Origin of the sequence: Phytohabitans aurantiacus (assembly GCF_027923225.1) — a bacterium.
GTDB classification, from domain to species: domain Bacteria; phylum Actinomycetota; class Actinomycetes; order Mycobacteriales; family Micromonosporaceae; genus Phytohabitans; species Phytohabitans aurantiacus.
The window spans coordinates 37,961-62,344 of sequence record NZ_BSDI01000009.1 but is presented as its reverse complement, the minus strand read 5'-3'; the positions used below and the strand labels follow the sequence as shown (position 1 = coordinate 62,344).

Annotated in this window: 21 protein-coding genes; 7 read left to right on the top strand and 14 right to left on the bottom strand. The window is 69.4% G+C overall.

Annotated features, from left to right (window positions below; genetic code table 11):
- Positions 1 to 30: 30 nt before the first annotated feature.
- A complete protein-coding gene (locus QMG73_RS12295; RefSeq protein ID WP_281894792.1) occupies positions 31 to 1,209 on the bottom strand; it encodes a glycosyltransferase in 1,179 nt (392 codons plus the stop codon).
- Positions 1,210 to 1,297: 88 nt separating this feature from the next.
- On the opposite strand from QMG73_RS12295, the gene QMG73_RS12290 reads away from it, so the two are divergent.
- Complete coding sequence (locus QMG73_RS12290) at positions 1,298 to 2,281, top strand: SDR family oxidoreductase (RefSeq protein ID WP_281894789.1); 984 nt, start codon at positions 1,298 to 1,300, stop codon at positions 2,279 to 2,281.
- Between the two features lie 39 nt (positions 2,282 to 2,320).
- A complete protein-coding gene (locus QMG73_RS12285; protein ID WP_281894787.1) occupies positions 2,321 to 3,097 on the top strand; it encodes an ATP-binding protein in 777 nt (258 codons plus the stop codon).
- An 18-nt stretch (positions 3,098 to 3,115) separates the two neighbouring features.
- Here the strand turns inward: QMG73_RS12285 and QMG73_RS12280 are convergent, their stop codons facing one another.
- Complete coding sequence (locus tag QMG73_RS12280; RefSeq protein ID WP_281894784.1) at positions 3,116 to 4,246, bottom strand: SigB/SigF/SigG family RNA polymerase sigma factor; 1,131 nt, start codon at positions 4,244 to 4,246, stop codon at positions 3,116 to 3,118.
- A gap of 119 nt (positions 4,247 to 4,365) precedes the next feature.
- Between QMG73_RS12280 and QMG73_RS12275 the strand changes: the two genes are divergently transcribed.
- Entirely contained in the window at positions 4,366 to 4,821 is a 456-nt protein-coding gene (locus tag QMG73_RS12275) for a hypothetical protein (RefSeq protein ID WP_281894781.1), read from the top strand.
- On the opposite strand, the gene QMG73_RS12270 is transcribed toward QMG73_RS12275, so the two are convergent.
- Complete coding sequence (locus tag QMG73_RS12270; protein ID WP_281894779.1) at positions 4,822 to 5,472, bottom strand: response regulator; 651 nt, start codon at positions 5,470 to 5,472, stop codon at positions 4,822 to 4,824.
- Positions 5,473 to 5,482: 10 nt separating this feature from the next.
- A complete protein-coding gene (macS, locus tag QMG73_RS12265; protein ID WP_281894778.1) occupies positions 5,483 to 6,598 on the bottom strand; it encodes a MacS family sensor histidine kinase in 1,116 nt (371 codons plus the stop codon).
- Between the two features lie 18 nt (positions 6,599 to 6,616).
- On the opposite strand from macS, the gene QMG73_RS12260 reads away from it, so the two are divergent.
- Entirely contained in the window at positions 6,617 to 7,102 is a 486-nt protein-coding gene (locus tag QMG73_RS12260; RefSeq protein WP_281894775.1) for an ATP-binding protein, read from the top strand.
- Here QMG73_RS12260 and QMG73_RS12255 read toward each other — a convergent pair.
- Positions 7,079 to 8,017 carry a ribose-phosphate diphosphokinase gene (locus QMG73_RS12255; RefSeq protein ID WP_281894772.1) on the bottom strand — a complete coding sequence of 313 codons (939 nt, stop codon included), beginning with the start codon at positions 8,015 to 8,017 and terminating at the stop codon, positions 7,079 to 7,081. The genes QMG73_RS12260 and QMG73_RS12255 overlap by 24 nt on opposite strands.
- Positions 8,010 to 8,846 (bottom strand): phosphoribosylaminoimidazolesuccinocarboxamide synthase, encoded by an 837-nt coding sequence (locus QMG73_RS12250; protein ID WP_281894769.1) that lies wholly within the window; start codon positions 8,844 to 8,846, stop codon positions 8,010 to 8,012. The genes QMG73_RS12255 and QMG73_RS12250 overlap by 8 nt, the downstream gene beginning before the upstream one ends.
- A 98-nt stretch (positions 8,847 to 8,944) precedes the next feature.
- Here QMG73_RS12250 and QMG73_RS12245 point away from each other — a divergent pair, with 98 nt between their 5' ends.
- Positions 8,945 to 9,709 carry a polyprenol monophosphomannose synthase gene (locus QMG73_RS12245; RefSeq protein ID WP_281895050.1) on the top strand — a complete coding sequence of 255 codons (765 nt, stop codon included), beginning with the start codon at positions 8,945 to 8,947 and terminating at the stop codon, positions 9,707 to 9,709.
- 18 nt (positions 9,710 to 9,727) lie between these two features.
- On the opposite strand, the gene QMG73_RS12240 is transcribed toward QMG73_RS12245, so the two are convergent.
- The 6 genes from QMG73_RS12240 to QMG73_RS12215 all read right to left on the bottom strand — a co-directional run bounded on the left by QMG73_RS12240 (position 9,728) and on the right by QMG73_RS12215 (position 20,587).
- Complete coding sequence (locus QMG73_RS12240; protein WP_309299461.1) at positions 9,728 to 9,967, bottom strand: hypothetical protein; 240 nt, start codon at positions 9,965 to 9,967, stop codon at positions 9,728 to 9,730.
- Positions 9,968 to 10,021: 54 nt separating this feature from the next.
- Positions 10,022 to 12,874, bottom strand: coding sequence for a M36 family metallopeptidase (locus QMG73_RS12235; RefSeq protein WP_281894766.1), 2,853 nt, complete (start codon positions 12,872 to 12,874; stop codon positions 10,022 to 10,024).
- A gap of 180 nt (positions 12,875 to 13,054) precedes the next feature.
- Positions 13,055 to 13,930, bottom strand: a complete 876-nt coding sequence (locus QMG73_RS12230) for a hypothetical protein (protein ID WP_281894764.1) — start codon at positions 13,928 to 13,930, stop codon at positions 13,055 to 13,057.
- A 103-nt stretch (positions 13,931 to 14,033) separates the two neighbouring features.
- Entirely contained in the window at positions 14,034 to 17,786 is a 3,753-nt protein-coding gene (locus QMG73_RS12225) for an Ig domain-containing protein (protein ID WP_281894761.1), read from the bottom strand.
- 20 nt (positions 17,787 to 17,806) lie between these two features.
- Entirely contained in the window at positions 17,807 to 19,717 is a 1,911-nt protein-coding gene (locus tag QMG73_RS12220; protein WP_281894759.1) for a CAP domain-containing protein, read from the bottom strand.
- A gap of 147 nt (positions 19,718 to 19,864) precedes the next feature.
- Positions 19,865 to 20,587, bottom strand: a complete 723-nt coding sequence (locus tag QMG73_RS12215) for a hypothetical protein (RefSeq protein ID WP_281894758.1) — start codon at positions 20,585 to 20,587, stop codon at positions 19,865 to 19,867.
- A gap of 584 nt (positions 20,588 to 21,171) precedes the next feature.
- Here QMG73_RS12215 and QMG73_RS12210 point away from each other — a divergent pair.
- Positions 21,172 to 22,062: a hypothetical protein gene (locus QMG73_RS12210; protein WP_281894757.1), complete on the top strand. Its 891-nt coding sequence runs from the start codon at positions 21,172 to 21,174 to the stop codon at positions 22,060 to 22,062.
- A gap of 326 nt (positions 22,063 to 22,388) precedes the next feature.
- Positions 22,389 to 22,874, top strand: a complete 486-nt coding sequence (locus tag QMG73_RS12205; RefSeq protein WP_281894754.1) for a nucleoside-diphosphate kinase — start codon at positions 22,389 to 22,391, stop codon at positions 22,872 to 22,874.
- A gap of 319 nt (positions 22,875 to 23,193) precedes the next feature.
- Here QMG73_RS12205 and QMG73_RS12200 read toward each other — a convergent pair whose 3' ends face one another.
- Both QMG73_RS12200 and QMG73_RS12195 read right to left on the bottom strand, forming a co-directional pair.
- The gene (locus tag QMG73_RS12200) at positions 23,194 to 23,607 is read right to left on the bottom strand and encodes an NUDIX hydrolase (RefSeq protein WP_281894752.1); all 414 of its coding nucleotides are present in this window, start codon (positions 23,605 to 23,607) and stop codon (positions 23,194 to 23,196) included.
- A complete protein-coding gene (locus QMG73_RS12195) occupies positions 23,604 to 24,260 on the bottom strand; it encodes an NUDIX hydrolase (protein ID WP_281894750.1) in 657 nt (218 codons plus the stop codon). The genes QMG73_RS12200 and QMG73_RS12195 overlap by 4 nt, the downstream gene beginning before the upstream one ends.
- Positions 24,261 to 24,384 lie beyond the last annotated feature (124 nt).

Below are 24,384 nucleotides of genomic sequence, written 5' to 3'. Positions count from 1 at the left end.
GTCGTTAGAGCGACTTGGGGGACGCCCTGATCACGCGGAAGCGGGAGCGGGGCTGGGGCGACGGCGGCGGACCAGGAGGCGTTCGTACAGGCGCTCCAGCGCGGCGGCCGTGCGGTCCCACGTGTACCGGCAGCGGACCCGGTCCACCGCCGCGTGGCGGAACGCGAACCGTCCCGTGTCGTCGCGCAGCAGCCGTCGCAGCGCGGTGCCCAGCCCCTGCACGTCACCCGGCGGCACGAGTCGTCCCGTCACCTCGTCGACCACCGTGTCGGCGATCCCACCGACCGCGTACCCGATCACCGGCACGCCGCACGCCATCGCCTCCAGCGGCACCTGGCCCACCGGTGAGTACCGGGGCACGCACGCCACCACGTCCGCCGAGCGGTACCAGCCGGGCATGCGGTCGTTCGGTACGGCGCCGACCATGCGCACCTGACCGTCGACGCCCGTGCGCCGTGCGAGGTCGCGCAGCCGGCGCGCCTCGGCGTGGGCGGCCAGCCCGGCACGCGGCGGGCCGCCCACGATCACCAGTTCGGCGTCGCCGACCAGCCGCAGCGCTCGGATCATGTCGTCCTGCCCGTGCCACGGCGCCAGCCCGCCGACCGAGAGAATCCGGGGCCGGCGCCCCTCGCGCTGTTCCGACTCCCCGTGCGGCGTGAACCGCTCGGTGTCCACGCCAGTGGGTACGACGGCGACATCGGCACGGGGTATGCCCATCCGGGTCAGCTCGCCGACCTCCTCCTCGGACTGCGCGACCGCGAGGTCGATGGCCCTGCCGAGCGCCCGTTCGAGCGCGATCCGTTGGCCGACCCCGTCCGCGCCCTGACCGATCTGGCGCAGTTCGGCCGCGCCGAGCGAGTAGAACGTCTGCGCGACGGGGATGCCGTTGGAGCCGGCCGCGCTCGCCGCCGCGAGACCGCCGATCCAGAAGTGTCCGTGCACCACATCCGGGGTCCACCCGTGTGCCCAGCTCTCGACGAGCCGCCGGCTGAACTCGGGCACGTATGCGGGCGCCCGCGCCGATGGAGCCGCGGCGAGCCGCTCGACGCGGTACCCGGCGGGCACGTTCGCCACCGCGGGCGGGCCGGTGCCGTCCCGCCGCTCGTAGACCCGTACGTCGTGCCCCCGGGCGCTCAGCTCGGCAGCGATCCGGGCTAACTGTCGGGTTGGACCCGCGGGCCCTTCGGAGCTGACAAGACCGACGCGCATGAGAAGTCAGGTTTCCGCGATACGGCAAGGCGAAACATGCGACGGGTATGAGCCGGAGTGAAGTGGGTATCGGCTGTCTATGCCACTCATGCGCAGTCTTGACGAGTCGGTCGTGGTGGTCACCGGGGCTTCCAGCGGTATCGGCGCCGCCACGGCGCACGAACTGGCGCGCCGGGGCGCCGCCGTGGTGCTCGCCGCGCGCAGCGTGGACGCCCTGGAAACGGTGGCCGACGAGTGCCACTCGCTGGGCGGTCGGGCGGTCCCAGTACCCACAGACGTCACGGACCTGGCCGCGGTCGAAAGGCTGGCGACCCGGGCGGCGGCCGTGTTCGGTCGTGTCGACGCCTGGGTCAACAACGCCGCGGTGTCCGTGTATGGGCGGATCGACGAGGTACCGGTCGACCAGTGGCGCCGGGTCATCGACGTGATCCTGATGGGCAGCGCCTACGGCGTGCGAGCCGCGCTCCCCTACCTGCGCGCGGCAGGTGGCGGCGTACTGGTCAACAACGCGTCGGTGCTGGCGGGCGTGACGATGCCGTACATCACCGCCTACGACACGGCGAAGCACGGGGTACGCGGGCTTTCGAACACCGTTCGGCAGGAGCTTCGGGCCGCGGGTGACCACACGATCTCGGTCTGCACGGTGCTGCCCGCGTCCATCGACACCCCGTTCTTCCGGCACGCCGCCAACCACACCGGCCGGGAACTGCGGCCGCCTCCACCGGTGTACCCGCCCGAGGTGGCCGCCCGCACGATCGTCCGGGCGATCCAGCGGCCCACCCGCGAGGCGTACGCGGGTGCCGCCGCGCGCGCCCTGGAGTTCCAGTGGCGGATGGCGCCCGCACTGACCGAGCGACTCCTGGGCATGTACGCCGCCCGTTTCCAATTTGGCCCTTCTCCCGCCGCTCCCACGACCGGCGCTCTCTTCGCCGAGGGAGTGGCGGACGCGCGGCAGGACGGCGGATGGCACGGCCGCCGGCGCCGCGCCGTGCGGGCCACCGCGGCACTGGGCTTGGCCGCAGGCACGGCGGCCGGCACGGTAGCCGCGGTGGCTCGGCGCGTACGCCGGTAGCGTGCGCGGGCGGGGGCAGACATGCACAATGGAGCGATCATGCCGACGGACGTGCATTGCCAGGTGGTGAGCCGGGACCCCTACCCGGTGGCGACCCTGGTCGGAACGCTCGACGGCCACTCGATGCAGGTGGCCCGCGACGCGCTTCTCGGGTGCCTCGCGGATCAGCCGGAGGCACTCGTCGTCGATGTCTCCCGGCTCACGGTCGCCGATCCCGAGGCGCTGTCGGTCTTCACCGTGGTGGCCGAAGAGGCCACCACGTGGCCGGGAGCCCGGCTGATCTTCTGCGAGCCGCCGCCGCGCGACGTGGCGGCGTGGCGCGGTTCGGGTGTGGCGGTCACGCCCACCCGCCAGGACGCGGTGGCCCGCCTCGGCCCACCGGCTCCCGACAACCGGCTGGCGGCCGACATGGAGCCCGCGGTGGGCGCGGCGCGACGGGCTCGCGAGCTGGTCACCGAGGCGTGCGCCCGATGGGAGCGGCCGGAGCTGGCCGGCTCGGCGTGCATCGTGGTCACCGAGCTGGTCAACAACGTGGTGGCGCACGCCCTGACGCCCATGACGGTCAGCGTGGCGCTGCGCGGCGCCGACATGCTGATCGCGGTGCGCGACTACTCCCGGGCCGAGCCCCGGTTCGTGGGGGTGGTGCCGCCAACCTCGTACGGCGGGCGTGGCCTGCTGCTCATCGACACGGTGGCGAGCCGCTGGGGCAGTACCGCGCTGGCCGATGGCAAGGCCGTCTGGGCGGTGCTCACCCCCGAGGAGGAGCCACTCGAGTCCGAGGCCCCGGGGCCGCCTGGCACCCTGTCACGGCGCTAGGTTGTCACGGCGCTAGGTTCACGGCGTTAGGAACGGGCCGAGTCCGGCGACCCGCAGAGCCTGCCGGACGTACTGCCGGGTGCGCGCGACAGTCAGCCGGGCGCCGGTGCCACGGGCCGCCTCCAACGCGCAGAGCAGCGCGCCGATGCCCGCCGCGTCGACGAAGGACACCCCGCCGAAGTCCACGCGTACCTCGTCCGGCCGGCCGCGCAGCGCGCTGAGCAGTGCCTCGCGCAGACGTGGTGCCGTGTCGCGGTCGATCTCGCCGCCCACCTCCACGTGCACGGCCGCCCCTCGCGGCAGCGTCCGGATCGCCAGTTCGTGCCGGTCGGGCGGGGCGGCTCCGGCTTCCCACTCGTGCGGCGCGTCGCTCAGCATCGCCTCACGAAGCCAGGTGAGCGCGCGGGACAGCAGCCGGGAGACGTGCATCTGGGAGATGCCCAGTTCCGCCGCGATGTCGCTCTGCGTGTGGTTGCCGTAGAAGCGCATGGCCAGGATCCGGCGCTCCCGTACGGGCAGCCGGCACAGCAGGGAGCTGACGGTCACCCGGTCGTCGACCGCGCTGAGGTCGACGTCGAGCCCACCGATCAGGTCGGCCAGCGGCGTACCCGAATCGCCCGGCGTCGGCGCCTGCAGCGACACCGGCGCGTACGCGGTCGCGGTCTCCAGCGCCACCAGCACGTCGTCTTCACCGACGCCGGTGCGGTGCGCCACCTCGGCGATCGTCGGCGACCGGGACAGCTCCCTGGTCAGCTCGCCGACCGCCCGGCTGACCTCCAGGCTCATCTCCTGCATCCGCCGCGGCACGTGTACGCCCCACGTGCGGTCGCGGAAGTGCCGGCGCAACTCGCCCGTGATCGTGATCGCCGCGTACCCCGTGAAGGAGCCGCGCGCCGGGTCGTATCCGTTGACCGCCTTCAGCAGACCGAGCCGCGCCACCTGTTCCAGGTCTTCGAGCGGCTCGCCACGCCCCCGGTACCGGCGCGCGAGCCGCCCCGCGAACGGCATGGCCGCCGCGACCAGACGATCGCGTTCGGTACGCCGGACGGCGTCGGTCTTTTCCAGGCCGGCGACCCGGTCCGCATACGTCACCGCAACGGTGTCGATCTGGGCTAGGTCTTCGCTCGGCCGCGTTGATGCCCGCGTCATCGCGCTCCTCGGCGCTCGCTGACGGTCCCCTTCCGGCGACCATACGTCGGCGCCCGCCGTGCGGTACTTGATTCGTGGAAACCGGATTGGTGCTCCGCGCGCGGGGTACATCGCGGGGCATGCGCGACGACGACTTCCCGACCCCGGTGTCCGATCCGGAGAGCGATGGGCTCCCGGAGACGGCTGACGACGACTCCTCGGCGCGCGACGACCTGGAGTCGGTACGCGTGGCGGATGGCCCCGACCCGGCAGCCCTGCCCGGCGACGAACCGCAGGCGATCGAGCGTTTCGGCACGACGGCGGAGGAGCAGCGGCAGGGCGAGTCACTCGATGCCAAGATCGCGCGCGAGTCGCTGGAGCCGGCGATCGACGAGCCGCAGGCCACGCGGGACGCCGACGTCTTCGCCGAGGCGCCGATCGAACCCACCGATTCGGCGGTCTCCATGTACGACACCCCGGAAGGCGAGCCGGTGGGACGGCTCGTTGAGGACGGCGAAGGGGCGCACGACGTGGGCGCGGACGGCGGCGGCGCGACCGCCGAGGAGCGGGCCATCCACGAGACCCGCGCTCCGTGATCAGGCGTCGTCGAGGCCGCGCTCGATCGCGTACCGGGTCAGCTCCACCCGGTTGTGTAGTTGCAGCTTGCCCAGGGTGTTCTGCACGTGGTTCTGCACCGTGCGGTGCGACAGCCCGAGCCGTTCCGCGATCTGCCTGTACGACAGCCCCTTGGCGACGAGGCGCAGCACCTCGGTCTCGCGGTCGGTCAGCTTGGGCGCACCGTCGTCGTCGGCCTGATCCGGGGTCGTGGCCAGCCTGCGGTACTCACCCAGCACAAGGCCCGCGAGGCCCGGCGTGAAGACCGCGTCGCCGGCCGCCGTTCGCCGCACCGCCTCCAGGAACTCCTGCGAACTGGCCGACTTGACCAGGTAGCCGGTGGCGCCCGCCTTGACGGCGTCGAGCACGCTCTGCTGCTCGCCGCTCGCCGACAGCATGAGCACCCGGACGCCGGGCACGGCCGCGAGCAGCCCGCTGATCACCTCGACGCCGGAGGTGTCGGGCAGTTGGAGGTCGAGTACCACCACGTCGGGCCGCGCGGCGCCGGCGACGCGCACCGCCTGCCGCCCCTCACCGAGCGTCGCCACCACCTCGAAGCCGGCCTCGGTCAGGTCGCGCGCGACGCCCTCCCGCCACATCGGATGGTCGTCGACCACCATCACCCTGGTCATGCGGCCACACTCATGCCGCCACTCTAGGGACTCGAAGTTCCACCTCGGTGCCCTGGCCGGGCTCGGAAACGATCTCCACCGTGCCGCCCAGATCGGCGATCCGGCCGCGGATCGACTGCGCCACGCCGAGCCGGCCCTGCCCCGCCGCCTCGGCGAGCCGGCCTTCGGCGATACCCGGGCCTTCGTCGCGTACCGAGACGACCACCCCATCGGGCTCGTCCTCCAGCAGCACCCAGGCGCGCGCACCGCCACCGCAGTGCCTGACGACGTTGTCGAGCGCCGCGCCCACCGCCGCGCCGACCTCCTTCGCCACCTGCGCCGGCAGCAGCACGGGGGTCGCCGGCGCCGCGATCGACACCTCCGGCGTGGCGTACCGGTCAAGCACCGCACGCAGGTCGATGTCGGGCCCCGGGGCCGTCGGCGCGCTCGTGGCGATCAACGCGCGCAGCGCGGCCTCCTGTTCGCCCGCCAGCCGAGCCAGCTCGCCCGCCTCGCCGCCCAGGTGTGCGCCCCGCCGCTGCACCATCGCGAGCACCTGGAGCACCGAGTCGTGGATGCCGCGCGCCAGCCGCTCGCGTTCCCGGCCGGCGGCCTCCAGCTCGGCCGCGCGCTGCAGCCGCTGCTCGGATTCCACAGTGAGCCGCGCCACATGTCCGACCGCCACGCCGGCCAGCAGCATCAGCATCAGGCCGGTGATCGACGATTGGGTGAGCTTGTCGCGGACGAGCAGGTCGGCCGCGCCGAGGATCACGGCGGCCACCGCGCCGCGCCGCCGCCCGCCCGATACCGCCCAGGTCAGCACCGGTCCGGCCTGCCATGCCACGGCCAGTGTCGGCGCGCCCGAATCCAGCGCCGTGCGCCCGACGACCCACGGCGACGCGAGGAGCAGAGCCAGCGTGACCAGCAGATCCGCGAGCAGCAGCGGCCAGTGCCGCCACGCCGGCCGCGCGTAGAGGGCCGCCGTCGCGACGCTCCACAGCACGAGTACCGCCACCGCGGGCACCGCCGCGACCGGGTGCGTGTAGTCGCGGACATTCCGGATCACGGAGACCACCACGAACGCCATCGACGCGAACCGGAAGACCGCGATGGCCCGCCATAGCGGTACCTGAAGGGCGTCCGGCACGTCTAGACGATAAGCCCCATGCAACCCCCGTCCGGTGCCCACGGGGTGCCCTGCAACGCCCCACCGCGTACGGTGTTGTTCATCGAGACTGCCGCGCTGCTCGCTCAGACCTTCGATCGCAGCCAGGTCACCCGGCTGCGCCATGCCGTCACGTCCTGCTCAAGTGCCGCCGGACTTGCTGGTCAGCGCCTCGAAGACTTCGTTCTCGCGGTCAACGAGCTGATCACCAACGCGGTCCGGCACGGCGGCGGCAGGGGCCGCATCCGGCTGTGGCGCGCCAACCGCGACGTCGTCTGCGAGATCTCCGACGAGGGCGCCGGCATCGACGCCGCCCGGCTCGGCAACCACGACCGACCCCGGCTCGACACCGCCGGTGGCTGGGGGCTGTGGCTGGCCCGCCAGCTCAGCGACCGCATGGAGGTCCGCACCGGTCCGGGCGGCACGACGGTGCGGATCAGCGCGGCGCTCGGGCCCGCCTCGCTAGCTGAAGAGGGCGCTCACTGACTCGCCGTTGTGGATGCGGCGCATCGCCTCGGCCAGCGCCGGCGCGACCGAGAGCACCCGCAGCTTCGACACCCGCTTGTCGGCCCGGATCGGCACGGTGTTCGTACAGACGATCTCCAGCACGTCGTCGGGCTCGCTGAGCCGGTCGAGCGCACCGGCGGCGAAGAGCCCGTGGGTACAGGCCAGCCGGATCGAGCGTGCCTTCAGGTCACGCAGGTGGTTCATCAGCTCGATCACCGTGCTGCCCTTGGCGATCTCGTCGTCGAGCACGATCACGTCGCGGTCCGCCACGTCGCCGATCACCGCGCTGATCTGTACCCGGTCGTCGCTGAACCGCTGCTTGGCACCCGCCGCCACGGGCGTGCCGAGCATCCGGGCGAACGCCGCCGCCTCCTTGGCGTTGCCCAGGTCGGGCGAGACCACCACGGTCTCGCTCAAGTCGTACTGCCGGAAGTAGGCCGCCAGCTCGCGAAGGGCGTGCAGGTGGTCGACCGGCATGCTGAAGAACCCGTGCACCTGCGGCGAGTGCAGGGTCAGCGCCAGTACCCGGTCGGCGCCGGCGGTCTTCAGCAGGTCGGCGACCAGCCGGCCGCCGATCGAGATGCGCGGCGCATCCTTCTTGTCGGAGCGGGCGTACGCGTAGTGGGGCATGACCACCGTGATCCGGCCCGCCGAGGCACCCCGTGCGGCGTCCAGCATCAACAGCAGCTCGACCAGGTGCTCCTGTACCGGTGGCACGAGCGGCTGGATCAGGAAGACGTCCCGCTCCCGGCAGTTCGCGTCGAGCTGGATCTCCAGGCAGTCGTTCGCGAACCGGGAGACCCGTACCGGGTGCAGGGGCACGCCGAGGTGCGCGCAGATCTCTTCGGCAAGCTCAGGGTGGGCACTCCCACTGAACACCGCGATGTCACGCATCCCAGGTAACTCCCGTCAGCCGCTCGTAGACCTCGATGTACCGCGCGCGGACCATCGCCACCACGTCGTCCGGGAGCTCCGGGGCGGGCGGCTGCTTGTCCCAGCCCGTACCCGTAGCCCAGTTCCGCAGGTACTGCTTGTCAAACGAGAACTGCACCCGACCGGGTACCCACGAATCGGCCGGCCAGAAGCGCGACGAGTCCGGCGTGAGCACCTCGTCGGCCAGGACGAGCGTGCCGTCGGGCGCCCACCCCAGCTCGATCTTCGTGTCGGCGATGATGATCCCGCGCTCGGCCGCGATCCGGGCGCCCCGGCTGTACACCTCCAGGGTGATCCGGCGCAGCTCGGCAGCCGTGTCGGCACCGACCTCGGCCACCACGTCGTCGTACGTGATGAACTCGTCGTGCTCGCCCACTGGCGCCTTCGTCGTCGGCGTGAAGACCGGCTCGGGCAGCCGATCCGCCTCCACCAGCCCCTCGGGCAACCGGACACCGGACACCGAGCCGGACTTCTCGTACTCCTTCAGTCCCAGCCCGGTCAGGTAGCCCCGAGCGATGCACTCCACCGGCACCATCCGCAGCCGCCGGCACCGGATCGCCCGCCCAGCGAACTCCTCCGGCACGTCGGTTGCCGAAATCACATGGTGCGGCACCAGGTCGGCGAGCTGGTCGAACCACCAGAGCGACAGCCTCGTCAGCACCGCGCCCTTGTCCGGAATCGGCGTCGGCAGCACCGTGTCGTACACGGACACCCGGTCGGACGCGACCAAGATCAGGTCGTCGCCGTCGGCGTACACATCCCGGACTTTGCCCGAGTGCAACAGCTCCACGTCACTCCTCATGCGCTGCTAGATGCGCCTGTGGCCCAGCGTTACAGGCGCCTGACGGCCGGCAGCGATACCCTAGCGCGGTGACAGGTCCCGAACCGCTGGCACAGCCCGTCGAGCTGCCCGCCCCGTGGCGTGACTGCGCCCTCACCGTCGTCGTGCCGACCTACAACGAGGTCGGCAACGTGCCGCGACTGGTCGAGCGGCTCCTCGCGCTGCCGCTGCCCGGGCTGCGCATCCTCATCGCCGACGACAACTCGCCCGACGGCACCGGCGAGGTCGCCGACAAGCTGGCCGCGCGCCACCCCGACCGGGTGATAGCCGTGCACCGGGCCGGCAAGGAGGGCCTCGGTCGGGCGTACGTCGACGGGATGACCCGGGCGCTCGACGGCGGCGCCGACTTCGTCGCCCAGATGGACGCCGACCTGTCCCACCCGCCCGAGGCGCTGCCCGGCTTGCTCGGCACGCTCCTGTCGACCCGTGCGGGCGCCGTGATCGGCTCGCGGTACGTGCCGGGTGGCCAGCTCGACGAGAACTGGCCGCTCTACCGGCGGGCGTTGAGCGGCTGGGCCAACTTCTACGTGCACACGCTGCTCAACGTGCGTATCCGCGACCTCACGGCCGGCTTCAAGGTGTGGCGGGCCGACACCCTGCGCGCCATCGACCTCAACCGGGTGCAGTCGAACGGTTACAGCTTCCAGGTGGAGATGCACTACCTGGCCACCCGGCTCGGTCACACGATCATCGAGGTGCCGATCCGCTTCGAGGAACGCACGGTCGGCGCGTCCAAGATGACCACGCGCACGAAGATCGAGAGCGCGGTCATGCCGTTCCGGCTGCGCTGGAAGCACCGCGGCCTGTCCTGACCGCGAGGTCAGGCGGCGTCAGCGGCGGCGGTTGCGGCCGCGCACGACGAGCAACAGGCCGATGACCACGATCGCCACCACGACCAGGCAGCACAGGCCGCCGAGGAGTCCGAAGCCACTGGAACGTGGACGCCGTCGCGCCGCTTCCAGGATGGTCTCGTTCGAGGCGGCCCACGCGGCCGCCGGCATCAGGACGGCGACCACGGCAGCGGTGACCGCCGCGGCCAGCCGCGCCCACCAGCGGTTCAAAGACGACATGCCCCCATGGTGCCCTGCCCTCGCAAACCGATCAGGTGCACGTCTGGAAACCTCCTAACGGGTGAACGCCTGGAACTCGGAGATCCGGACCTGGGGCGCGAACGCGCTGGCCGTCGCGCAGTCGGTCGCGGCCGTCGGGTCGTCGTCCTGCTCACCGGCGTACAGGGGACCACCGGTGCACTGGCTCGCCAGTACCTCCAGCCGCAGGTGCGTGGCCCTGGTCGGCGCGAACCGGAACGTGCGCAGGCTCAGCGCGGGCGCGGTGGGCCGGAAGGCGCCCGCCGGGAACGCGTTCGACTCGCTGCGGTACACGCGCCGCCAGCTGCTGTCACTCGCGCAGTCGGCCACGGTCGCGTCGCAGGCCCAGACCGCGAACGAACGCAGCGCGGTGAACCTGTTCTGCGGGCCGTCGTCGACATCGCCCTCGATCGCGGGGCGCAGCAGCGCGCTGACGTTGACCGTACTGACCAGATGCCGGCCCTCGCCGGCGAGGTCGACGGTCAGGCTGCGCCCGGCGACGCCGTCACGGGATGCCCAGTTGGTGCCTTCGGTGTCGTCGATCAGCTTGTCCAGGTTGAGACCTGGACCCGACACCACCGCACCCGACGTGCCGGACGCGAGGTTGCGCGGCAGGTTGACCTTGAGCTCCTGGGCGCGGCCGGGCAGGAAGAGCGTCGTGAACTTCCGGTGCCCGAACCCGGGACCGGCCGCCACGAGCTGGAACTGCTTGCCCGGCACGATCTCGAAGGTGTCCGGCAGGTCGGTCTCCGGGTCGGTGTCGGCGACCGGGGTCGCGCGAGCCTCGTACCCGCCCACGTACAGCTTGATCGGCGCGCCCTCGGAGTCGCCGACCACGCGCAGCGTGACCGTCGCGTTCCGGGCGTACGGGGACGCGAAGCTGGGCACCGGGTCGGCGTCGTTCGGGCCGCTCGTGGCGTCCTGACCCATGCCGGACTCGGCGAACACGTCCCACATCAGCTGCTGGTTGTCGCCGCCGAAGCGGACCAGGTCGGCGGCGAGCATGTTGTCGCGCATGTCGAGCATGCTGAACTGGCTGCCGGCCTGCAGCAGGAACGAGTCGAAGAGCAGTTGCACCCAGCGCCGGTTACCCGGGCACGCGGTCGCCTGCACCAGGCCGTCGGCGCACCGGGCCTGCAGGGACGGCGTGCCCTTGCCGTACCGGTCGAGGAACGCCGCGCGGAGCCGCACGTTCGTCGCGCTCCAGATCTCGCCGTCGGCGTGCACCTGCTGCCCGACCAGGTCGTACCCGACGTCGGAGTAGTTGAGCGGGCTCTTGCTGGAGTCGTAGTTGCGGATGCCGTTGGCGTTGTTGCCGGTGACGTAGGCGCCGATCACGAACGGGCTGTCGCCCTGCGCCCGGTACCCGTACTCGTGCAGGTACTCGGCGGCGAGCAGGTCGCTCCAGGACTCGCCCATCGCGCCGCCCTGCGCCGACCCGATCCCGGCGTCCGGCCCGGCGATCATGCGGTTCGAGATCGCGTGCCCGTACTCGTGCCCGATCACCGTCATGTCGTAGTCGCCGTCGACGCACGGCGGGTACACGCCACCGGCGACGGGCTGCCACAGGAACATGTTCGACACCGGGACCAGGCCGTCGCGCGGCGTGTTCTGGTTGGCGTTGTTGCGGCTGCCGCCCAGCGCGTTGGCCTGCGCCCGGCCGAGCTCGGCGTCGCCGCCCAGGCCCTCACCGGTCACGTTGACCGTCTGGAGGTTCCACGCCGACTCGGTGAAGCCCAGGTGGAAGGCCCAGTCGTGCATCCGGTTGTGCATCGCGAAGAGGTTCGTGATGGCGGCGTCGGCGTCGTTGCGCCGGGCGGAGGTGTAGACGTTCGGGTTGCAGCGCGACTGCCGCCACTGGTCGGTGAACGGGTAGATGTAGTCGCGGGTCGCGCTCGGTGTGGCCGGTACCGGCGTCGTCGTGCCGCCGAGGAAGAGCACGGTGTCGGCGGAGTTGCCGCGAGACGTGAACGTCGGCGCGCCGTTCAGGACGTCCCACGCCTCTCCGGTCGCCGGGTCGTGAGCCGCGCGCACGCAACGGGGTGCGGGTTCGGCGCACCACAGCACCCGCGGGTCGCGCGGTGGAAGGGCGCTTGGCGGGTTGCTCGGGAACACCGCCCACATCGGATTGTCGGAGTCGAAGTCGACGAGGTCCTCACGCACCAGGACCTTGCCGGTGCGGGCGTCCACGTACGTGGTGACGGCCGTGGGATCGGCGGCGGCGCGCCCGTTGAGCGTGACGGCGTACGCCGCGCGGGGCCCGTCGAGCGGTGTCGGCACCGCCACGAGCCGCACCGTGCTCGACGCCACCTGCTCGGCGGCGAGCCCCACGTCGTCGCGCGCCACCTGAACGGCGCCGGCCGGGTCGAGTGTCGCCGGCTCGGGAGCGCTGGTGTCGCGGGACAGGGACGAGGTCACCCGCACCACCGTGCCGCCGTTCACCAGGATCGACGCCAGTCCGTCGTACCCGGCTGGCAGGTCACCGAAGCGCTGCCGCAGGGTGACGACGGCGCCCGGCCCGATCTTCTGAACGAGCAGCACGTCGAGGTCCGCGACGGCCGACTCGTCGAGCCCGAAGAGGCTCTGGTTCCGCACGAGGTACTCGCGAGCGGCGGCCACCGGGTCGGCGGGCAGCCCGGTGGCGAGCGGCTCCCGTGCCGGGCCGAGGGCGCTGGGCGTACCCAGTGAGTTGAAGCGCGCACCGCTGGCGAGGCCGCGCTGCTGGGCGGAGGGTGCGACCCGACCAGCGCGATTGTCCTTGTCTTTGGACTCGTGAGTCTCGGCGGCAAGCCCCGCCGCCGGTGCCGGGGCGGCTGGCGCGGCGCCCGCCGCGCTCCCCGGGATGATCAATCCTGCGACGACGACGGCAACGGCGAGCACGCTTCGCATGAGTCCCCCAATACACGCCTTTGCATGCGTGGATACTCTGCGCGGCGAACCGGTGCAAGGGTCATTCCGGGCGCCCGCCGCATCGTTACGGGTCAGCGACGTGCTATGGCGAAATCAATATGGCCGAGGGCCGGCACCGTCTCCGGTGCCGGCCCTCGGGATCAGCGGTTACCTGGTGCGTCAGGCGACGAACCGGCGGCGCTGGCGAGCGAACGCGACGAGCAGGACACCGGCGCCGAGCAGGGCTGCGGCGCTACCGATGTACAGGCCGAGTTTGGTACCCGTGGTCGGCAGCTCGCCACCGGTCGCCGGTGGCGGCGTGGTCTCCTGAGGCGTGGCTGGCGGCGTGGTCACCGGAGGCGTGGCCGGCGGAGTCGTCGCCGGGCCGGTCGTCGGGGGTGTGGTGGGCGGAGTCGTCGCCGGGCCAGTGGTAGGCGGGGTCGTCGCCGGACCGGTCGTCGGCGGGGTCGTCGCCGGACCCGTGGTCGGCGGAGTCGTCGCCGGGCCGCTGGTGGGCGGCGTCGTAGGCGGAGTCGTCGGCGGCGTCGTGGGCGGCGTGGTGGCCGGAGTCGTGGCCGGCGGGGTCGTCGCCTGGGGTGACTCGCCGCCACAGACGAACCAGTGGCTGATCTGCGGCTGCTGGCCGCCGTTGTTGTCCGGCGCCCGCATGTTGTCGATGGTCACCGGTCCGGTGAACGGGCCGTCGTACACGTAGGCGTCCGGCCCACCCTTGACAGCGACGCCGCTGGCGGTGAACCCAGAGTTGATCGTGACGTCGAGGAACAGCCCATCCGCGCTCACGGTGCCGCTGCCGGCGGGCCCGCTGGGATTCGCGCTGCTCAGCAGGATCGAGCCGCTGAGCCCTGCCTCCTGGCACGTGGTGATGTTGCCCTTCACCAGGCGCGGCGACGGCGGCGGAACGGCGCTGGCCATGCTGCTGGCGAAGGCAAGACCGGCGGCACCCGCGGCCGCCAATCCCATCGCGGTCCAGCGGAACTGGTTCATGCGGCGCCGTGCCGCTAGATATTTGGCGTTCTCGGCCTCAATGCCGGCCATCCGGCTTCCCCCTCGCGTACGAAACGATGCATCCAAGGGGAAAACGCCCAAAGTAGACGACCGTTACGGTGAGTATCCACAGTGGTGCCTGCTGGCGGGGAAATCAGCCCGGCTGGGATCGGTACTGGCGGGTGAAATCCCAGTCGCCGTCGAACGGGACCAGCGTGCTGACGAGCGTCGACCGTTCGACGGTTTGCGTGCCGGCCGGGCCGTAGTGCATCGCCAGGAAGATCTGACCGAACCCGCCGACCGCGCTGTACGTGAACACCCGGTAGCCCGCCTGCTCATACGTGCGGGTCGCCAGCACGGCACCGTCCGGGCCGCGTACGGTCAGCCGGGTCCGCAGGCAGGTCGCCGCCGCTCCACCGGACGTGCAGGAGTACGGGTGCTCGGTCACGTACGCGATCCGGCCGCTGGCGTCGGCGAAGACCAGCTCGTCGCCACCGCCGCCGTCGCTGCCAGCGGCGATCCGCCCGCCCGACAGCGGTACCTCCGACGACCAGCCGACCGTGCCACCCGGGTTGACGCGCGTGACCCGGAACGACGCCTCGTTGTCGCGCACCTGCACCAGGTAGCCACCGCCGTCACCGGTGGCGTACACGCTCTGGAACGAGCACTCGGCGTACGCCGCCGGCACGGTGACCTGCCACGCGATGCCGCCGGCGGTCACGCGGTACACGTCGGAGCCGCACGGTTTGGTCTCGGTGTCGCCGCTCCAGCTGTGGTCGAACGTGCGGGCCGCCAGCACGGCGGTGCCGTCCGCCGGCCGCACACCGAAACCCGGTGGGAGGGACTCGCGGGCCGCGACCTGGCCGCTGCCGCGGTACACGTAGTCGATGTCGACGTATGACGAGGTGCCGTTCGGCATGATGAAGTACGCGTCGGTCGCCGAGACATAGCTGAACTGCGACGACGGGAACGAGTACAGGAAGTCGCCGGTGTGCGGATCGAGCGCGCGGGCGGTGAAGTAGTCACCGGTGACCACGAGCTGCTTCCGGTCCGGCGTCAGGTTGATCGTCGCCGCCGTGTGCGTGAACGGCCAGGTCCAGCGCAGGGCGCCATCTGGGCCGTACCCGCGCACCTCCTTCGCGGTGTTGGCGAGCTCGTACGTCCAGCCGTCCGCGCCCCAGATCGAATCGCCGAGCGTCGTGAACCACCAGTACTCCTGGCGGGGGCGGTTTTCGCACAGCGCCGGCGTCGCGGTAGCCACCGAGCCGTCACGCGCCACGAAACGGGCCCGCTCCACCAGTCCGCTGCCCGTCTGCTCCCAGCCGCACAGCAACGCCTCACCGCGCGGCCCCGGACCGAAGATCTGCGGCATCCAATAGGTGGAGAGTGCGAACTCGCGCGCCTCGGGCGAGCCGGGCAGCGGCAGCTCGTTCGACTCGCCGGCGCCGACAACGCTGACGGAGAGCGTGTTCTGGGCGGTGCGCCCCTGCCCGTCGGTGGCCTGCACGGTCACGGTCCGGTACGAGGGCGTCGTGGGCGTACCGGAAATCCGGCCGCCGGACAGCGCGAGGCCCGCCGGCAGCGTGCCCCCGATCAGGCGCACGGTCAGCGGCGCCGTGCCCGTGACCGGGACGGCGGCGTTGTACGCCAGCCCGACCTCACCGGTGGGCAGGCTCCGGCTCGTGAACCGGGGGCCCGGCCATGGCCCGGTCGCGGCCGCGAGCCGGATCCGCCCGAAGACGACCGTGGCGAGCGTGTAGGAGAAGTTCGCGAACCACAGGTCGGCCTCCAGCGCGACCGACACCTCGACGCCACCGTCCACACTCCACCACGGGTCACCGGTGGTCGACACTTCGGTTTCCGCGAAGAGCCCGCCGAACAGCGACGCGCCCAGCCGGCCCGCGAACTTGACCGACGCCTTCGGGCCGAACGTCACCTTGGCGCTGGCCTCCGCGGCGACCTCAGGCGCCGATTGGGTACCGGTCAGGTAGCCGTCGCGGATCCACCGCATGGAGCCGTCGCGGTAGTTGGCGCCGACCGTGACGCCCCCGGCGACCTCCCTGGTCACCGTCAGCCCACCGCTGAAATCGAGCTTCATCACCGGCTGGAGCGTGGGCACGAATCCCCAGACCGGCGGAAGGTGGATCGCGGGCGGCAGCGCGATCTCGCAGGAAGCCGTACCGCCGACGGTGAAGGTGACCGTACTGCCGATCTCCAGCTCGAAGACGAGCCTCAGCTCGTGTACGGTGCCCACGCCCCACCGCACGTCGATGACGAACCGTGCCTCGACGCTCAGGTCCACGTCGTACGCCAGTGGAGCCCCATCACAGTCCACATTGGCCGCACGGGCGGACACGGCGAATACGCCATTCTCATCCGCCCTGAGCCGGCCGGCGATACTCGGCGCGAGCGGGCTGCCGGCGGCCAGCGCGCGGCTGTCGACGCTGCCGTGCACCTCGCCGGACGGAAACGCCTCTTCCAGGCGCGCCGGCTCCGTGCTGAGCTCGGTGGTGCCGTCGGGTCGCGGCGTCGCGCCGGTGACCTTGCCCAGCAGTCCCTCGCCGGTGCCCGCGCCCGGCGGCACGAAGACGTGTTCGCCAACGGCTGGCGCCGCACCCGACACCGTCAGGTCACCGGTTTCCGCGCTGATCTCGGTGACGTCGGCGGGCTCGACGACATCGGTGCTGTCGGGCTTCGTGACATCGCCCTCGACACCGACGGAGATCCACCCCATCACGTCCGCGATGAGGTGGACGGTGCCGGCGTTGTTGTACAGCCGCACCTTCCCGTCGACACCGACCTTCGCGATGACAAGATTCGGCGCCGTCTGTCCACGCTGGAGATTCAAATTGCTCGCCGTCGGGCGCGACTCACCCTCCGGATACGCCGTCACGAACGTATCCGCCGACGGCTGCGTACCCGTCACATTCAGCACCACCGCACCCACACCCTCGGAGGGCACCCCACCCACACCCGTCACCCGCACAGCGATGCTCGACCGAGCACCCACCGGCCCGGCGCCACCGCGCGTGTCGAGTATCCGAGCCGGAACCTCGGGAGCGTAGTCGCCGCCAAGCGCGATCCACCCCATCACGTCCGCGACGAGGTGCACGCTCCCGGCGTTGTTGTACAGCCGCACCTTCCCGTCGACACCGACCTTCGCGATGACAAGATTCGGCGCCGTCTGTCCACGCTGGAGATTCAAATTGCTCGCCGTCGGGCGCGACTCACCCTCCGGATACGCCGTCACAAACGTATCCGCCGACGGCTGCGTACCCGTCACATTCAGCACCACCGCACCCACACCCTCGGAGGGCACCCCACCCACACCCGTCACCCGCACAGCGATGCTCGACCGAGCACCCACCGGCCCCGCGCCACCGCGCGTGTCCAGTAGCCGGGCCGGGTTCAGCGACGAGTACTCGCTGCCCGCCACGAACCACCCCATCACGTCGGCGATCAGGTGCACCGTGCCGGCGTTGTTGTACAGCCGCACGTTCCCGCCGGCACCCACCTTCGCGATGACGAGATTCGGCGCCGTCTGACCGCGGCGCAGGTTCAGATTGCTCGCGGTGGGGCGGGCTTCGCCGTCCGGGTACGCGGTGACGTAGGTGTCGGCGCTCGGCTGGGTACCGGTCAGGTTCAGCACCACGGCGCCGACCCCCTCGGCCGGGACTCCACCGACACCGGTCACCCGCACGGCGATGCTCGATCCGGCACCGACCGCGCCCGCACCACCCCGCGTGTCCAGTACCCGAGCCGGGGAGAGCGGACGGTAGGCGCGATCCGTGAAGCTCACCGTCTCGGCCGCTTCCGCCTTCTCCACCGGCCCGGTGACCACCGCGGCACCGGAAACGACGACAGCGGCGCACAGACCGATGCCAAGGAGTACCCTGCCGCGCGCCATGCGCCCCTCCGTATCGAACGTCAGCGGAACGACCGCGGGGCGCGCGTGTCGTAGAAGCGCACGGCGTTGTGCGCGGTGAACGCGTCGGTCTCGGCGACCTGATCCCAGATCAGATGCGCGCTGTTGCTCGTGTAGACGCAGACGTCACCGTTGGAGTCCGGTCGGACGGCAACGAAGTTCGGGATCGTCTGACCCTTGACGTAGTTGTTGTTCGACGCCGTCGGACGACCCTCCAAACACGGATACGCCGTGGTGTATCCCGCACCCACCGGCTCGGTCACCGTCAGATTGCCCATTACCGTGCCGACCGCCGAGTCGGCCACGTGTATGCGCACGGTGCCGCCCTTTCCAGGCTTGGACGCGGTCCTGGTGTCGTGCACGCGTAGGGCATTGTGCGCGGTGAACGCGTCGGTCTCGGCGACCTGATCCCAGATCAGGTGCGCGCTGTTGCTCGTATAGACACACACGTCGCCGTTGGCGTCCGGCTTCACCGCCACGAAGTTCGGGATCGTCTCGCCCCTGACGTAGTTGTTGTTCGACGCCGTCGGACGACCCTCCAAACACGGATACGCCGTGGTGTATCCCGCACCCACCGGCTCGGTGACGGTCAGGTTGGCCAGTACCGTCTGCTCGCCCGCGGTTGTCGCACGCACCTTGACCACCGCGCCCGCGCGGGGTTTGGCCCCTGACCGGGTGTCCAGCAGGCGGGCGGCCTTGTGCGCGGCCAGCGCGCCGGTCTCCGCCACCTGATCCCAGATCAGGTCCGTATCGCCGCTCGTGTACACGCAGATGTCGCCATTGGCGTCTGGCTGGACGGCGACGAAGTTGGGGATCGTCTGACCCGCCACGTAGTTGTTGTTCGAGGCGGTCGGACGGCCGGCCTTGCATGGATAGACCGTCGTATAGCCGGCGCGGTACGGGTTCGTCACCGTCAGATTGCCCATCACCGTCCCGCCGCCCGCCTCACCAACGTGCAGCACCAGCGACCGGCCCGCGCTCACCGACCACGGCGGCGCCCCGACGAACGACCACTCGATCGGGTCACGCCCCGGCTGCTGGAGCTTCACGTGATACCGGCTCCACGTCAGCCCTTCGCGCGGCAGTAGGAAGACCGCCCGGTCGCCCTCCAGAATCGACTGCCCCGTCGGCCCGTACACGGTGTCGGTGGTGTGGAACGTGTGCTGGTCGACGACGCAGAGGCTGCCGTTGGCGGTGCTGAAGTCGGGCCCGTTGTCGGCGACCAGGGTGGCCGTGATGCCCGCCACCGGCGCCTCCGGCAGCAGCACCATGATGGGCAGCCCGACGCCACCGCCCCAGCCGTCTTCCTCCCAGCCGCACGTCTCCAGCGGGCTTGGGCGCTCGTTGCCGGAGTACGCGATCAGGTTGGTGGTCACGCCCGGCCCGGGAAACAGGATCGGCTCCTCGGCCACCGGCACGGTGTAGTCCAAGCCGCTGATCACGTTCAGGGCGGCGGTGCCGGTCAGCGGGTCGGCGGCGTAGGCCACCTTCGCCAGCTGGGCACGCAGCATCCCCAACCCGTGGAACGGCCCGGTCAACCAGATCCGGACGTTCGTGACGCCATGCGTGCCGGCGCCGAAGACCAGCAGGCTCGCCCGGCCCGCCGCGTCGCCCTCCGGCGTGTAGAACGGGCTGGCCGGATTCTCCAGGTGCAGGTTGGCGTACTGGCCGGTCAGGTACTGCGAGGGCGTCTCACGCAGGTACGTCAGATGCTTCTGGATGCCGGCGGTCAGCGCGGGATCCTCCACGGCCGGTGCCAGGCCCGCCGCCTCCCGGTACAGGTTGATCTCCGCGAGCCAGTCGGGCTCGGCCGCCGCCGCGGACGGCGGTACCGGTAGGAACGTCAGCACGACGGCGACAGCCGCGAGCGCGGCCGTGACGATGCGACGAGGTGAGCGGACCGGAGGCGCCATGGCCTCATGAAACGTTCTCGGGTACGCCCGCCTCAACGGGCCATCAGCTCAGCCTGCCACCCGTTCGGGCTGTCTACAGTGGCTACTCGCTCCGACCCCCGGGACATGTCCACAACCCGACAGCCGCACTGTCGCGCAGGACCTTGCTCAGCGCCCCGGCACAGGCACGTCCTGAAGAATCAGGTCGCGTCCATCCGGCCAGTAGAAGTCATGCAGGGTAAAGACGAGCCTGGTCGCCCTCGGGCTGGCGTCCCAGACCACGAAGACCAACTTGCTGCGCTGCCCGATGGGTGGATTGCCGTCGCCAGACCCTTGAAATGGCACCGCCTCGAGTGCGGTCCCGCTGCCCTGGTCGCTGATGCGGTAGTCCATCGCGGGCTGAAAGGTCTTCTGACTCCGGGTGACGTACGCCGTGACGGTGATCGACGGGCGCTTCTTGAACTGCCACTCGCTCGTACTCCGGACCGTGGAGACAACCTCGAACCGGTGCCCGTACCCTTCGACGACCCACGGCGCACGTCCAGTGGCGTAAGCCGTGATCTGTGCGGCATCCGTCGACCGGCAGAGGCCCGCCTGCCCGCAGAGCGCGCCGTAGCCTTTCTGCAACGCCCACGCCGCGGCGACACCACCGATTCCGAAAAGGATCAGGATGACAAGCACGGCCGCGGCGGTCGGCACGTAGGTCGGGCGTCGGCCCGGGCTCCGGTACTGCCGCGGAGCGGCACCGACCGGATGGCGTTCCCCTTCGGGCAGCAGCGTGACGAGCAGCCCGATGACCACGCTCACGCCAGTGACAGCGAGCGCCACCGTCAGGGGGTCGAGCTCGTCCTTGGTCAGCGCGCTGATCACGATGCCGCCGAGGTTGCCCAACACTTGAGCGGCGATCGCGCTGAGGACACCGGTCAGAGCCCGGCCGCGTCGCACGCCTCTGGGGCGCGCTGCCGCGCGCTCACTGTCCACAGTGCTGCACGGTACGGGAAGACGACATCCGGCTACACCCGCATGCGAAACGACCCTCCAGATGATCTCTGGAGGGCCGTTTCCCCTTTGTAGCGGGGACAGGATTTGAACCTGCGACCTCTGGGTTATGAGCGGTATGCCGGTCGTCTCACGTATACCAACAGGTCGCCGCTGACGCGTGCTGGCCATGGGTCGCGGCACTGCGTGGCGCAACTCGTCTCACCCGTACCCGATCGACTCGGCGCGTCCTGGCTACACATCTGGCTACAGCTCCGGATCGGATATCGCCGGCACGATCTGCTAGGCGACCACGGGAGCACCAAGATGGAAGCGCCCGCGCGGCGAGCCCGGGGGCCTGGTCGGCGGCGCGAGCGGCCCGCATCGCCCGCTCGCGGATCGGCGAGCAGGGTGCCCCGTCGCCGAGAGGTTTTGACCCCATGCACCTTCGGCCTCCCCTCGTCACGCCACCCGGAGGAGGTCGGGCGAGGAGGTGTGTGTTGACACTGGTTCACATGAATCGGCCTCGCCGTCCCGCCGCCGCCCGCTTTCAAGATCGATCTCGTCGTTTACGGACACCTCGACAATCGGTCACCGGCGTCAAGTCGCGTACCCCCGACATGTTGGGTACCTTTACCCGCGAGCATATTGTCGCCGTCTCACTCACAGTGGGGCCGATACTATTAGCGGGAATTTCGCTACTAATCGCATCTGCGGGCAGTTGGAGCAACTTTGATGCACTTATTCGCACCTTGAATGTTCCAGCGCTTCTAATTTCGACTTATATTCGATTCTTGCCGCTTATTTTTCCTCTAGCATTCCTCGTTCATGTTCTCACGGTGGGTTTGGGCGAAACTCGCAGGTCGGATCCGGGTGGGCCTACGCGCATATTCTTCCTGTGGTTGCCCGTACTGCTTATAAATCTCATTTTTATACCGTACAATACATATCAGCTAATAACCGTTGCATTGGCAAGTTTTGCTGGATTGGTTGCGTTTGCACTGACGGGTTACGCGAATAGCAGGACGCGGAATTGGTTGAGGAGCTTCGCACGCCTGCTGCCTCGCGGCATGGGCTGGAAGGAACTAGCCGTGACGATAGCCGTTCTTTTTACACTTGAAATAGCTGCACTCAATAACATGTGGCTACCGCCAGAAATGATTTCCATAAAGAACAGCAGATTGAGTGGCACCGGCTACGTGCTGGAGGAAAAGGATGGCCAGCTGCTGGTCTACTGGCGAAACGGTGGAGGCATAGTTCGCTATAAGACCGAAGACGTAGCCTATCGACAGATATGCGCGATGAGCCCTGAACCAAAGCGATCTCTCGCGTATCTTATGGGAGTGGAGACCATCAAGAGTCCAACCTATCAACCTTGCAACAAGTAGGGCGGACCAGACCATCCCGTCTGCTGTTGACCCACCCCACGGGGAGCGGGGCCGGGGCCGGGGCCAGGGCGGCGCCCTGGCCCTGGTCTGGGCCAGCCGCGTTCCCGCCTCCGGAGGGCTTTGAATCTCACGGCACCGAACATATCCCTGACCTGCGCAAACGCGACCAACGGATCGGCTACAGCTATCACGGCGGCGGGGCCGGTGGCGTGATCATGGTGTGTCTAGGCTTGTCGACCTGCCCTGCCCGCAGCCCAGGTGCTGCGGTAAGGCAAGGTTGGTAGGGCCGCAGGAAGCCCTCGAAGGGGAGGTAGCAAGTGTCAGCCGTGGAACGGACCCTGGTCCTACTCAAGCCGGACGCGCTGGCGCGCGGGCTGGTGGGTCGCATCGTGCAACGGTTTGAGGAGGCTGGCCTGAAGGTCATCGGCGTGAAGATGAAGCTAATGGACGCCGATTTCGCCCGACGGCACTACTTCGACCTAGAAGAGCGGTTCGGAGCATCTGTTTATAACGCCACAGCAACGTTCATGCAGCAAGCCCCAGTGATTGCTCTTGTGCTGGAGGGGGCTGAAGCCGTCGCGAACGTGCGCCGCCTGGCCGGTAAGACGTTCCCGAACGAGTCGGCACCAGGGACGATTCGCGGCGACTTCGCGCACACGTCTAAGGCATACTCGGAAGCCAATCATCAGGTGGTAGCAAACCTGATTCATGCTTCGGGCAATACCGAAGAGGCTAAGTACGAGGTCGAGCTATGGTTCGACTCAAGTGAGCTGTTCGAATATAAGACACTCGCCGAACGCTTCGTGTTTTAAGGGTCTTGAGCCACATGGACGAAGAAAAGTTGCCCACCTCGATTAGTGAGCTGAGAAAGAGCTTTGAAGATGAGTGTTTCTATGGTGACGATCGCGCGGCTGCCGAGTACGCCTACGTCCTAGCTATCCGACTTCGGACTGAGGGTGACAGAAGCGAAGCCCAGAGATACGCCATGGAATCCCTGCGCCTAGCCGAAGGACTTCCCGCATCGTCGCTAGAGGATGTCTCCTCGACTCGGCTTACCCTCGGTGGTGTTCCCCTCCCTGAGCGGTTTCACGATGGAGTTGTTCGTCGGCGGCTCGGGGATCTACTCGATAGTTAGCCACTGAGGTTAGCGTCGAAGTAGTCCTGCACAGGACCGTAGAACGGGTACGGCACATACTCAGCGAGCTTTGCGCGGTCGCACCAGTCGACCTCGGCAAGCTCGTCCTGATCTGCAACGTGTGCCGTACCCTCTACAACCATGCAAGCGACGTAGACCATGGTTCGGCCTGTAGCGGGATGCACTCGCTCGCCAAGGCGCTCTACGGCGCTGACCGTGAGGCCGACTTCCTCGCGGGTTTCTCTAACTGCCGCGGCTAGGTCGTCCTCCCCGGGCTCGACCTGCCCGGCCGGAAACTGCCACGAGAGCTGACCTTCCTTGACGCGCCGCCGCACCATCAGAACATGGCCGTCGCGCACGATCACCGCCGCCGCGATGGGTGCGAGATCATTCGTCAATTGCTGAGTCAAGATAGCTCCTCTAGAGAACGCAGGATCGGCGGGAAGATTCTATCTTCCGGGATGAACCTCGTGACATCCTGCCATGGCACCCAAATGGCATCAACGTTTTCTGAGGCGTCCCGGTTCTCGACCGTTCCAGTAAGGTAGTCGCACAGAAAGTAGTCGCAGTCAACGCCGGACAGGGGATGCAGGCGCCTGCCAAGCCTCTCGCGTATCGCGCAATGGATACCGGTCTCGGCCAATGTCTCTCTAACGGCGACGGTGCTAGGTGACGCTCCAGGCTTGACGATGCCCGCCGGAAACTGCCATGTTATTCCGCTGGGGTCGCTGTCCCGTCTGCAAACGATCAGTACATCTGCACCATTCAGGACGATGGCGATAGCGACCGTAAGCGCAACGCCGTTACTCGCCTCTGTGTCGACTGCATCGTTGGCTTTCAGTTGGCGCGCAAATCTGAGTTTCGCTTGTTCGGATGCCTGCTCGTACGCCGTATCGAGAGCGCGCTGCAATTCGGGACGAAGGACAATTTCGGGCTTCTCATGCCAGTTGGCAATTGTTCGACGTGCCACTCCTAGAGACTCGGCGAACTCGTCTTGCGTCATCCGTAGCGCGAATTGAAGGGCGCACGCGTGTTGGCCAGTCCACTGGTCCACCACCTCCACGCGGCTAACTCCCCTTGTGACTGCTGGGAGCGCACACGGATTGCATCGTGAGTGCACAGCGGTTGCACACAGAACTCATCCCCGTCGGACCGTTCTCGGGGTTGACTTGTCGTCATCAGATGAG

Excerpts from the sequence above, each read along its gene's own strand:
- QMG73_RS12295 (WP_281894792.1), bottom strand. The coding sequence starts at position 1,209 with ATGCGCGTCGGTCTTGTCAGCTCCGAAGGGCCCGCGGGTCCAACCCGA.
- QMG73_RS12290 (WP_281894789.1), top strand. The coding sequence starts at position 1,298 with ATGCGCAGTCTTGACGAGTCGGTCGTGGTGGTCACCGGGGCTTCCAGC.
- QMG73_RS12285 (WP_281894787.1), top strand. The coding sequence starts at position 2,321 with ATGCCGACGGACGTGCATTGCCAGGTGGTGAGCCGGGACCCCTACCCG.
- QMG73_RS12280 (WP_281894784.1), bottom strand. The coding sequence starts at position 4,246 with ATGACGCGGGCATCAACGCGGCCGAGCGAAGACCTAGCCCAGATCGAC.
- QMG73_RS12275 (WP_281894781.1), top strand. The coding sequence starts at position 4,366 with ATGCGCGACGACGACTTCCCGACCCCGGTGTCCGATCCGGAGAGCGAT.
- QMG73_RS12270 (WP_281894779.1), bottom strand. The coding sequence starts at position 5,472 with ATGACCAGGGTGATGGTGGTCGACGACCATCCGATGTGGCGGGAGGGC.
- QMG73_RS12260 (WP_281894775.1), top strand. The coding sequence starts at position 6,617 with ATGCAACCCCCGTCCGGTGCCCACGGGGTGCCCTGCAACGCCCCACCG.
- QMG73_RS12255 (WP_281894772.1), bottom strand. The coding sequence starts at position 8,017 with ATGCGTGACATCGCGGTGTTCAGTGGGAGTGCCCACCCTGAGCTTGCC.
- QMG73_RS12240 (WP_309299461.1), bottom strand. The coding sequence starts at position 9,967 with ATGTCGTCTTTGAACCGCTGGTGGGCGCGGCTGGCCGCGGCGGTCACC.
- QMG73_RS12235 (WP_281894766.1), bottom strand. The coding sequence starts at position 12,874 with ATGCGAAGCGTGCTCGCCGTTGCCGTCGTCGTCGCAGGATTGATCATC.
- QMG73_RS12230 (WP_281894764.1), bottom strand. The coding sequence starts at position 13,930 with ATGGCCGGCATTGAGGCCGAGAACGCCAAATATCTAGCGGCACGGCGC.
- QMG73_RS12225 (WP_281894761.1), bottom strand. The coding sequence starts at position 17,786 with ATGGCGCGCGGCAGGGTACTCCTTGGCATCGGTCTGTGCGCCGCTGTC.
- QMG73_RS12220 (WP_281894759.1), bottom strand. The coding sequence starts at position 19,717 with ATGGCGCCTCCGGTCCGCTCACCTCGTCGCATCGTCACGGCCGCGCTC.